At 40.3% G+C, this 10,330-nt stretch carries 10 protein-coding genes and 1 tRNA gene; 6 read left to right on the top strand and 5 right to left on the bottom strand.

What is annotated here, in order from left to right:
• Positions 1 to 251 precede the first annotated feature (251 nt).
• Positions 252 to 325, bottom strand: a tRNA-Ile gene (locus K1X82_13405).
• Positions 326 to 701: 376 nt separating this feature from the next.
• On the opposite strand from K1X82_13405, the gene K1X82_13400 reads away from it, so the two are divergent.
• Positions 702 to 1,700: a M28 family peptidase gene (locus K1X82_13400; protein ID MBX7183102.1), complete on the top strand. Its 999-nt coding sequence runs from the start codon at positions 702 to 704 to the stop codon at positions 1,698 to 1,700.
• A gap of 77 nt (positions 1,701 to 1,777) precedes the next feature.
• The gene (clpX, locus tag K1X82_13395; GenBank protein ID MBX7183101.1) at positions 1,778 to 3,040 is read left to right on the top strand and encodes an ATP-dependent Clp protease ATP-binding subunit ClpX; all 1,263 of its coding nucleotides are present in this window, start codon (positions 1,778 to 1,780) and stop codon (positions 3,038 to 3,040) included.
• A 44-nt stretch (positions 3,041 to 3,084) separates the two neighbouring features.
• Here the strand turns inward: clpX and K1X82_13390 are convergent, their stop codons facing one another.
• Positions 3,085 to 3,711, bottom strand: a complete 627-nt coding sequence (locus K1X82_13390) for a hypothetical protein (protein MBX7183100.1) — start codon at positions 3,709 to 3,711, stop codon at positions 3,085 to 3,087.
• A 254-nt stretch (positions 3,712 to 3,965) separates the two neighbouring features.
• Between K1X82_13390 and K1X82_13385 the strand changes: the two genes are divergently transcribed.
• From K1X82_13385 to K1X82_13370, 4 genes are all read left to right on the top strand, one after another.
• The gene (locus K1X82_13385) at positions 3,966 to 4,532 is read left to right on the top strand and encodes an NAD(P)H-dependent oxidoreductase (GenBank protein MBX7183099.1); all 567 of its coding nucleotides are present in this window, start codon (positions 3,966 to 3,968) and stop codon (positions 4,530 to 4,532) included.
• A 46-nt stretch (positions 4,533 to 4,578) separates the two neighbouring features.
• Complete coding sequence (locus K1X82_13380; GenBank protein MBX7183098.1) at positions 4,579 to 5,544, top strand: hydroxyacid dehydrogenase; 966 nt, start codon at positions 4,579 to 4,581, stop codon at positions 5,542 to 5,544.
• Positions 5,545 to 5,620: 76 nt separating this feature from the next.
• The gene (locus K1X82_13375; protein MBX7183097.1) at positions 5,621 to 6,487 is read left to right on the top strand and encodes a carbon-nitrogen hydrolase; all 867 of its coding nucleotides are present in this window, start codon (positions 5,621 to 5,623) and stop codon (positions 6,485 to 6,487) included.
• 12 nt (positions 6,488 to 6,499) lie between these two features.
• Complete coding sequence (locus K1X82_13370) at positions 6,500 to 7,540, top strand: agmatine deiminase family protein (GenBank protein MBX7183096.1); 1,041 nt, start codon at positions 6,500 to 6,502, stop codon at positions 7,538 to 7,540.
• A gap of 242 nt (positions 7,541 to 7,782) precedes the next feature.
• Here the strand turns inward: K1X82_13370 and K1X82_13365 are convergent, their stop codons facing one another.
• From K1X82_13365 to K1X82_13355, 3 genes are all read right to left on the bottom strand, one after another.
• Positions 7,783 to 9,168 (bottom strand): hypothetical protein, encoded by a 1,386-nt coding sequence (locus K1X82_13365; protein ID MBX7183095.1) that lies wholly within the window; start codon positions 9,166 to 9,168, stop codon positions 7,783 to 7,785.
• 2 nt (positions 9,169 to 9,170) lie between these two features.
• Entirely contained in the window at positions 9,171 to 9,518 is a 348-nt protein-coding gene (locus K1X82_13360; GenBank protein MBX7183094.1) for a hypothetical protein, read from the bottom strand.
• Positions 9,519 to 10,146: 628 nt separating this feature from the next.
• Positions 10,147 to 10,330 (bottom strand): hypothetical protein (locus K1X82_13355; protein ID MBX7183093.1); only part of this gene is annotated, 184 nt, incomplete at its 5' end.

Genomic DNA, 10,330 nt, shown 5'->3' with positions numbered 1-10,330 from the left:
ACACATGGTTGAAGGTTAGTTTTTTTGATTTAAGTGGAACAAGAGGGTTATGTTGAGTACTGTAAGGATTATTCGTTGGGATTTATAGATTTTTCGGGAATGGGTAAACAAAATTACTTCTTTTCCATTGTACTGGAACCACTAGTTAAAAGGAAATCGATTTGAATAAAAAAAGCTTGTTGGTGTAGGAATTGTGACGGAATAAAAAAAGGGCCTCAAAGTCAAAACTCTGAAACCCTTGTCTAAGTAGGTGGGCCCACCTGGGTTCGAACCAGGGACCACCTGATTATGAGTCAGGTGCTCTAACCGACTGAGCTATAGGCCCTCGAAACGGGCTGCAAAATTATAATTAAGTTTGGATTTACTAAATAAAATTTCAAGCATTTTTTTGTAACCCTGCTCCCGGGTAATTTGTTTCGCCTAATTTTGTTGAAAATGCCCCCAATAGCATGCTGAAACACCTGATTTTTCTACTATTCTTAAACCTTTGTTACATTCTCCAAGCCCAGGATTTAGGTTATGCCCGCGAAGTGATAGACCGATTAGGCAGCGAGGAAATGTCGGGTAGGGGATATGTGAACGATGGCGATGCCACGGCCGCCGATTACCTCAAAAAGGAATTGGAAAAATGGCATGTGCAAGCTTTTGATTACAATTATTTCCAAGACTTTTCCTTTCCGGTCAATACCTTCCCCGGTGAAATGGAACTGTACTTCGATGGGAAACGCCTGGAACCCGGCAAACATTTTATTGTTGATCCGGCTAGTACCGGCAAATCGGGAAGTTTATCGGTGCTTTCAGTCGATTCTCTCGGTTGGGATTCACTGTTGTCAAAACCTCAACGTTTGTATGATTTTGCCGCGTATTCTAAATTCCCGGTTTCAACAGATAAAAAATTCAATGAAAGGGTTTCTAAAGTGGCTTTTGCCTTGTTCCCTTTGGTTATTTGGGTAAAATCAAAACTAACCTGGTCAGTTTCTGAAACCGCACTACCTGGAATACAAATTGATGTAGCGGATTCGGTAGTGAAAGAGGCCCCGATTAAAGTGAGGTATTCCATTCAAAGCAAGTGGATAAAAAAACACCGTACTCAAAATGTGTTGGGGTTTATTCCTGGAACAGAAGATAAATCGAGTTTCCTGGTAATTACGGCCCATTACGATCATTTAGGGAAAATGGGAAAGGAGGCTATTTTCAGAGGTGCGAATGATAATGCAAGCGGCGTATCTATGATGTTGCAATTAGCCAGGTATTTTTCGGAGAATAAACCTAAATGCAATGTGGCTTTTATCGCTTTTGCAGGGGAAGAAGCCGGATTGAAGGGATCTGAATTTTTTGTGCAAAACCCGGTTTTTAACCTAAAGGCCATTCGGTGTCTGGTAAACCTGGATTTATTGGGTACCGGTGAAGATGGAGTTACCGTTGTTAATGCAACCGAGTTCCCACGTTTATTCGGAATTCTGGAAAAAATTAATGCCGAGAAAAGTTATGTTACTCAAGTGAAAAAGAGAGGAAAAGCCGCCAACAGCGACCATTATTATTTTTCTGAAATGGGAGTACCTGCATTATTTATGTATACTATGGGTGGAATTGCAGCATACCACGATGTTATGGATAAACCTGAAACCTTGCCTCTAACAGATTATGAGGATGTTTTTAGGCTTTTAAGGGATTTTACTATTAAAATTTCTGAAGAATAACGATAGATAACATAGTAAGCCTCATAACTTTCGATGAACACACCCTGCAATACCTGAACTATTAATACCTTTGCGACATGGCAATAGATAAAAGCGGAAGAATTAAATGCTCCTTTTGCGAAAGAGAGAAAAATGATACAGCAGTTTTGATCGCCAGTGCAAATGGTCAAATTCATATTTGTGACCAATGTGCCGAACAAGCTCACTTTATTATTAAAGAAGAACTTTCTACACAAAATACCAAAGGTCAAGGACATGTTTTTGGACCTATGCAGTTGCAAAAGCCGGTGGAAGTGAAGAAGTTCCTGGATCAATATGTCATTGGACAGGATGAAGCCAAGAAAGTTTTGGCAGTAGCTGTTTACAACCATTACAAACGTTTGCAACAACGTCCGATGAAGCGCTACGATGACGTTGAAATTGAAAAATCAAACATCATTATGGTAGGTGAAACAGGTACCGGTAAAACCTTGTTAGCTCGCACCATTGCCAAAATGTTGCACGTACCTTTCGCAATCGCCGACGCTACCGTTCTCACCGAAGCCGGTTATGTTGGAGAAGACGTGGAAAGCGTTTTGTCCAGATTGCTTCAATCGGCTGATTATGATGTAACTGCTGCCGAACGTGGAATAGTTTTTATTGATGAAATTGACAAAATCGCCAGAAAAAGCGATAATCCTAGTATCACTAGAGATGTGAGTGGCGAAGGTGTTCAACAAGGTTTATTGAAATTGCTCGAAGGAAGTGTTGTAAATGTTCCCCCACAGGGAGGAAGAAAACACCCGGAACAAAAATTGGTTCCTGTGAATACCAAAAATATCCTGTTCATTTGTGGCGGTGCCTTCGACGGAATAGAGAAGAAAATTGGTAAACGATTAAATACCCATGCCGTAGGTTTTAAAACAGATAAGAAAACCGAAGAATTGGATCGTACCAATATGCTTCAGTATATCAATGCTCAAGATTTAAAGGCGTTTGGATTAATTCCGGAATTGATTGGCCGTTTGCCGGTTGTCACTTTCTTAAATCCGCTCGATAAGCAAACTTTGCGAAGGATTTTAACCGAACCTAAAAACGCGCTTATTAAACAATACGAAGAGCTATTTCGAATTGATAATATTGAGTTGAAAATTGAATCGGATGTGTTGGATTTTATGGTAGATAAGGCCGTTGAATACAAACTGGGTGCACGCGGACTACGCAGTATTTGCGAAGCTATTTTGCTTGATGCCATGTATGAATTACCTTCCGAAAAAGATGTAAAACTAATCACCATCACCTTGGAATACGCTATGGAGAAATTTGGTCAAAGCAATATCTCCAAATTAAAAGCTGCCTAAGCCTTTCTTTCCTAATTGAAATAGGCGAATCTGTTGCGATTCGCCTATTTTTTTGCCTTCAATTTTCTTTCCTCTAAATATTCCTTGCCCTTTTCGTAAAATTCAAAAAACTTGTCATTCAAAATCCGAATGATATCTTCCTTCTTCCGATTGGCTACCAGGTTGTTGATTCGTTTCACCATAAATGGAAAGGGTTTTTCCATTTGTATATACTGGCTGTCTAAAACAACAAAGGCATCAATATTCATTTCCCGGGTTTCGCCAAATTCCCCAACCAAATAAAATAGATTCTTGGGTAAATTAACCGGCATTAAGGTGCTGTCCAAAACAATTCCATCCCATTTTCTTGCACGAAGTAGATCAGAGTTCTCCGAATAAAAAAAGTAATACCTGGAAAAAGTATAACTCGTTTTAATGGCTCGGATGGTCGAAGCATTTTCTAGCTCCATTCTCCTCTCTTCTTCCTTGGCTTCCTGCTCTCGTCCATATTTGCGTAAAGCCTCCACCTTTAAACTGTTTTTCTTTAACCGGATTAATAATGCCCCTTCCTTTAAGTTGATAATCTGATTGCTGGCTAATTCCTTGTCTTCCTTGGGTTGTACCAGTTGAGAACTACCAACTAAACTACTTCCCAACAAGGTTAATAAGGTGAAAATTCGTATTCCTGACATGCTGTTGTTTTACCAGGCAATAGTAATCAGAGTAATCGGTAATGGAATATCAAAATTTGTTTAAAAAAGCAGTTCTAAGCAATTGCTTTTTGCTAAATTCAAACTGAAGTTGCCCGAATTGCTTACTTGCTTTGGTTTTAATAAAGTCATTCATATGCAGGTATGCATGGGTTTAATAAAATTAGTATCGCGGAAAAGATCGGGAACTGACAAACTTCATTTTTCACTTTCCAAAGTTTGAATACGTTTGGGCCATGAAAATTTACTTGTTGTTAGGACACCCTGATTCAGGCAGTTTTAATGCCCAAATTGCTGAAACATATGCAATAGCTGCCAAAAACAAAGGAAATGAAGTTCGAATGCAAAAGCTTGGAGACTTAAAATTTGACCCGGTACTTTGGGAAGGATTTAAAACCAAACAGGAGTTGGAGCCTGACTTGAAACAAGCTCAGGAAAACCTAAGCTGGTGCGATCACTGGGTTATTGTTTATCCCATCTGGTGGGGTTCGTTTCCGGGTTTGCTGAAAGGTTTTTTCGACCGGGTTTTGCTCTCCGGTTTTGCCTTTAAATATAAAAAGGATTCCCCTCTTTGGGATAAACTAATGAAAGGTAGAAGTGCAGAAGTAATAACTACCTGCGATGCTCCAACCTTATGGATTTGGCTGATGTATCGAAACAGTGACCTTAATACCATTCGAAGAGCTATTTTGGAGTTTTGCGGCTTCAAATTCAAACGTTCAACCCGCATAGGTCGTATGCGATTCCTGGATGAAACCCAGCGCTCCAAAATTTTAAAACAAATTAGTTCACTGGTAAGCTAATCTCCCCGTTTCATTCCTTGCTTACCTTCGCACTTTGTTCCAAAACATGAATCCCAATCCTTCTTTACCGGTTTTATTTCTCGATACCGTCCATCCTCTTCTTAAACAAGGTATTGAAGAGTTAGGATTTAGGGTGGAAGAAGATTACGATTCCTCCAAGGAAGAAGTGATTAACCGGCTCGCGGAGTACCAAGGGATTGTAATTCGTAGTCGATTTAAACTCGATAAACCACTTTTGGAAAAGGCCACTCAACTTCGATTTATTGCTCGGGTTGGTGCCGGTATGGAAAACATTGATGTGCAAGCTGCCGAAGCACTTGGTATCCGGTGTTTGCATGCTCCTGAAGGAAATAAAACAGCTGTCGCCGAGCAGGTTTTGGCCATGTTGCTGGGCTTATTTAATAATTTATACCGTGCCAATCGGGAAGTGCGACAAGGACTTTGGATTAGAGAAGGGAACCGTGGTTTGGAGTTGGAAGGGAAAACCCTGGCCATTATTGGCTATGGAAATATGGGTTCTGCACTGGCTCAACGCTTGCTGGGCTTTGGATGTAAGGTCCTGATTTACGATAAATACAAACTGGTTCAATCTCCGGAAGGGTACAAGCAAGTGGATATAGACGCTGTTTATGATCAGGCCGATATTGTTTCTCTTCATTTGCCTCTTACACCGGAAACCACATTTTTTGCCAATTCCACCTTTTTTAATTCCTTTCGTAAACCTATTTGGTTGGTGAATACCGCTCGAGGGAAATGTTTGAAAACCACCGATTTGGTACATGCTATGAAGCAAGGTAAGGTGTTGGGTGCCTGCCTGGATGTAGTTGAATACGAAAGTCTTTCGTTTGAATATTTCGGACAAAACCTGACTGGTGAGGATAAACTGGCCTGGGACTATCTCCTTTCTTCAGACCAGGTGGTTTTGAGTCCGCACATAGGAGGTTGGACTCATGAAAGTAACCTGAAAATGGCCAGAGTTTTGGTGGAAAAGCTTAAGAATTTGTACTCTTAAACAAATTTTTAAAACATGCGTTTTTCAAGTCTTTTGCAATGGTCAAACGGCTAAATTTGCGCCCTATTTTTTATCCATGTCCAAAAATGTAAAAGTTGGTTTGGTGCAGTTAAGCTGTTCCTCCAATGTCGCCGAAAATCTGTCTAAACACCAGGATGCTATTCGAAAAGCTGCCGGTATGGGAGCTCAGGTAATTGTGTTGCAAGAGTTATTTAAATCCTTGTATTTCTGCGATGTGGAAGATTACAAGAATTTTGAATTAGGCGAGGCTATCCCCGGACCTACAACCGAGGCTTTGGCTCCTTTGGCGAAAGAATTGGGAGTGGTAATTGTTGCTTCTTTGTTCGAAAAAAGAGCTCAAGGTTTATATCACAATACAACAGCAGTGCTCGATGCCGATGGTTCTTACCTCGGAAAATACCGTAAAATGCATATTCCGGATGACCCGGGTTATTACGAGAAATTTTACTTCACCCCGGGTGACTTAGGATATAAAGTGTTCGATACCAAATTTGGTCGAATTGGGGTGTTGATTTGCTGGGATCAATGGTATCCGGAAGCTGCCCGTTTAACCAGCCTGATGGGGGCCGACATGTTGGTTTATCCAACTGCCATCGGTTGGGCAACCACTCAAAACGAAGAAACCAATTCTGAACAATATTTTGCCTGGCAAACCATCCAACGTGGGCATGCCGTTGCTAATGGAATTCATGTAATATCCGTTAATCGTACGGGTAGGGAAGGAGATATGCAATTTTGGGGTGGCAGCTTTGTGGCCAATCCAATGGGACGTGTTTTATACCAAGCACCTCATCTGGAAGAAGAAATTAAAGTGATTGAAATAGATATGGAAAAGTCTGAATATTACCGAACTCATTGGCCTTTTCTTCGCGATCGCAGAATCGATTCCTATTCTGATATTACCAAACGTTTTATTGATTAACCGTTCAAACCTATTCCATTGACACCAAAAGAATTAGGGTTTACTTTTCCTGCCGAATGGGAACCTCACCGCGCTACCTGGCTGAGCTGGCCGCATAAAGAAGCCTCCTGGCCTGGCAAAATTCAAAGCATCTATCCCAATTATACTCAGTTTATTAAATTGGTCTCTGAAGGGGAAAGGGTTTGTATCAATGTAGCCGATAGCCACATGCAAGTGCAGGTTACCGAATGGCTTAAAAAGGGACAAGTGAACCTTGGACAAATTGATTTTTTCCATTTTCCTACCAACGATGCCTGGTGCCGCGATCATGGTCCTGCTTTCGTTGTAAACCGAAAAGAAGGCAAAAAAGCCATCGTAGATTGGGGTTACAATGCCTGGGGCGATAAATATCCTCCCTACGATTTAGACGATGTTATCCCAACCAAAATCGCGAAAGCATTTAACCTGCCATTGTTTCTTCCGGGTATTGTCATGGAAGGTGGTTCGGTGGAGTTTAATGGGAAAGGTACGCTTCTCACTACCCGGGCCTGTTTGTTAAATCCAAATAGAAATCCTAACCTCACTCAGTCCGAAATTGAACGCTATTTGTCTGAATTCTACGGAATTAACCACATTCTTTGGCTGGGCGATGGCATTGTAGGCGACGATACCGATGGACATATCGACGATTTGGTTCGTTTTGTCAATTCCAATACCGTCGTTACCGTGGTGGAGGAGAATAAAAACGATGAAAATTACGCCATTTTGCAGGAAAATCTCCGGGAATTATCCAAGTTAAGACTTGAAAATGGTCAGCAATTGAACATTGTTGAATTGCCTATGCCAAATCCGGTGGTTTATGAAGATCAGCGCCTTCCTGCTTCTTACGCAAACTTTTATATCTCCAATAAATACGTGGTGGTGCCAACCTTCCGCGATCGCTACAACGACGACAAAGCACTGGGTATTTTAGAAGGGCTTTTCACTGATCGTCAGGTAGTTGGAATCGATTCTACCGATATTATTTGGGGCCTTGGAAGTTTCCATTGTCTTAGTCAACAAGAGCCTTTGTAGTCTTATTGTTGGAATAATCTGTTTGTTTTTTTGAATTAGGGCGTGCCCTTTTTGCCTTTCAAACAACAGTGACTCTAACCCGCAGGAGTGCAAGGCAAAAAGGTCGGGCTATCCGCTTCAAGTCCTCGCCCCGAAAGTGTTCGGGGCTGTGGGCTTTCCGCTTCTATCCCTCACGCAGAGAACCGAAACTCCAAACATCCTAGCCTTTCCGGGGCTGTAAATAAAGGTAGGTTTTTGCGTATTTATTTTTTTACCAAGGCCGGAAATAAACCCAAGTTTAGTCCCAATAGGTTCATCAATCTTCCTCCTGCAGCAAGAATGCTGGTGTCAAAATCCCTTCCAAAGGTGTAGGTAACTGAAATGGTATTGGTAACCCGGTATTCTAAATTGAAACTTGCCTTCCAATCGAGCAATTGGTTCTGGTTGGGTGCTGAATAATAGGTAACTCCATCCACAATGAGTTGGGTTCCTTTTTGTAATTGCCAATTTTTTCGGTACAAAGCTTCTCCTGAAAATGAAAAGCGTTGAATTCTTAAAACCGCTCTTAATCCTAAATCCAAACTTCGATTGTATTCAAGTGTGGTCGGTAGCACAAAATCATCTAAATAACGAAGCATTCCAATAAGTTCTCCTTGTAACACACCATTTGAACTGGTTGGTGTTCGATAGGTTGGCGAAATCCAAATTCCGAAACGACTAGCACCTCCTGAATTAAATAGGCTATCTTTAAACAACATGCCAAAGGCTGTTCCGATTTCTATTAAAAAAGTATGTTCTCCGCTATAGGTTTCTCGCATTCTGCTTACCATTCCTCTCCAATCAAGGTCGGTTTTTAAATCCATGCTGATAAGCTTATAAATGCTATCGCCTAAGGCCAAAATGTCCTCATCTGTGTTTAGGTCTTGGTGAATGGAATCCACATCCGGTTTTATTTTTTTAAAGGATTTTTTAATCAAACTTCGCTCGGTTTTGTATTCCTCCGTTTGAAAAGGTGAAATTTGAATAACCCCGGTTTGAAGCCATTCAAAAACCATTTTTCTTTTTTGAATCTGTGTCAATTGGGACGGAATACTATCGATGGTGTATTTTCCTAAACAATACTCGAATGCACTTAATAGCTGATTAGCAATCCATGCTTTTTTTGCAAATTCAGACCTTGCCTCTATGAACTTCTTTCGTTGACGGTTTTCAGCCATAAACAGGGGGTGAAGTTGAGTTCGGAAACCAAAGGCCAGTTGTTGGTTTGAATTGGAGGGAAGTAAATTGGACCGAGGTGCGGTAGCCAAACTAATGGATAAATTGGTAAGTAATTGTTGTCCGAATTTGGCATTGTACCATTCTTTTACGCTCAAGGGACGTTTACGAAACAACCAATAGGGATTGGTTTCCATGGCAAATTCTTTTGGAAAACTGAAATTCCCGTTGGGGCTAAACCCATTGGTTAAGGCAAGTTCCAAATCATTCATCGATTTAGGTCTGCTTATTTCATTGGGCGAAACTCCAAGCAAGGTAAACGCCGGTGAAGTAGGTGTTTTTAACTCGCTAATTTCCAATACATCCGGTGCTGTTTGAGAAAGGGCGGCCAGATTGGTAATTAAAACAAAACCAAACAATAGAAAATACCTCATACTTATTTGAATTTTAATGTGGCTCGTAGGGTAATTCCATCTTCATCTGCTTTGCCCTTTATGGAAGGAGAAAGTTCAACTTCATTTATTTTAACCGTCATTTCCAATTCCTCTCCGGAAGGAATGGTCACATTGGTAAGTGACAAAATTCGGGTTGAATTAGTGGAGTCAAAGCGTTTTAAATTAGCCAGGCTGGGCGGTATTTCTGAAAAACGTTGGTCGTTGTTTTCAAAGTCCAGTATAGCAGCCTCAAAAGGTTCTCCTTCTTGTGACGAAAGTTTCACCGTTACGATAATATTCTCCCGTTTGTCGGGGATTTCGTAAGTATATGTTTTTCTGTAAATAGCCATTAAAATGCAGGGTTTGGGAATGATTGGGATACATTGTTTACCTGGTAAAATATGGTATATCCAATTGGGATTTCATATTTGTAATAGTCTTAATTTAGATTGTAACTATGGTACAAGGTATGAACTTGTTAGATAAAAATGATGTTTTTTCTTTACCAATGGTATGCCTTTGTGCAAATATGTAAAAATATTCAACATGATATTAACCCAAATTCAGCCTCGGAAGTAATTCATTTCTCTACGGCATGAATTGAATAGAATTGTTTAAATCTTTACTTGCTTTAGTTTTTATTAAATGTTTGAATAGTAATTAATTAAAAAAGAATATTCTTCCGTATTTTAAGGCCAATGTTTTGGAATAAAAGTCCAAAAATACAGGTTGGAAATTGCCCAAGTAAATGCTGTTAGTTAAATTCTTAGGAAGCATGGTGGGACTATTGCCGATTGGTGACTGGAATAACCCAAATTCCAAAAGAAGTTAAACTTCTAGAATAAAACAGCTAACTAATGGCTGGCCTTCTTTTGACCAAAGATAATTTTAATAGGAATAAGCTCTATAAAACGTAGAAATTCTGGTCAGGGAAATGACGTTTAGTTAAAGGTTTAGCTTTTTTATATTCAAAGGAATTTAATTTATGTCACTTTTTTTGGATAGATTGTTTGTTTTTAAAGGTATCCAAGAGGTCACTTCGTGAGTTGGCATTGCCCCAAAAAGTAACCATCCCGAAATTTCTTCGGGACTAGGCTCAGCAAACGTCCACCCGCTCTTGCTGTTCCCTGAAAAACTAAGCAATGGGTCAAAGATGGACGCT

This window comes from Bacteroidia bacterium, from assembly GCA_019695265.1.
In the GTDB taxonomy this organism is placed as follows: domain Bacteria; phylum Bacteroidota; class Bacteroidia; order JAIBAJ01; family JAIBAJ01; genus JAIBAJ01.
Note: the sequence above shows the minus strand (reverse complement) of the source record. Positions and strands in the feature narration are given on the sequence as shown.

Bases quoted from the DNA above. Each gene is read 5' to 3' on its own strand.
- clpX (MBX7183101.1), top strand. From the start codon at position 1,778: ATGGCAATAGATAAAAGCGGAAGAATTAAATGCTCCTTTTGCGAAAGA.
- K1X82_13375 (MBX7183097.1), top strand. From the start codon at position 5,621: ATGTCCAAAAATGTAAAAGTTGGTTTGGTGCAGTTAAGCTGTTCCTCC.
- K1X82_13360 (MBX7183094.1), bottom strand. From the start codon at position 9,518: ATGGCTATTTACAGAAAAACATATACTTACGAAATCCCCGACAAACGG.
- K1X82_13390 (MBX7183100.1), bottom strand. From the start codon at position 3,711: ATGTCAGGAATACGAATTTTCACCTTATTAACCTTGTTGGGAAGTAGT.
- K1X82_13400 (MBX7183102.1), top strand. From the start codon at position 702: ATGGAACTGTACTTCGATGGGAAACGCCTGGAACCCGGCAAACATTTT.
- K1X82_13380 (MBX7183098.1), top strand. From the start codon at position 4,579: ATGAATCCCAATCCTTCTTTACCGGTTTTATTTCTCGATACCGTCCAT.
- K1X82_13365 (MBX7183095.1), bottom strand. From the start codon at position 9,168: ATGAGGTATTTTCTATTGTTTGGTTTTGTTTTAATTACCAATCTGGCC.
- K1X82_13385 (MBX7183099.1), top strand. From the start codon at position 3,966: ATGAAAATTTACTTGTTGTTAGGACACCCTGATTCAGGCAGTTTTAAT.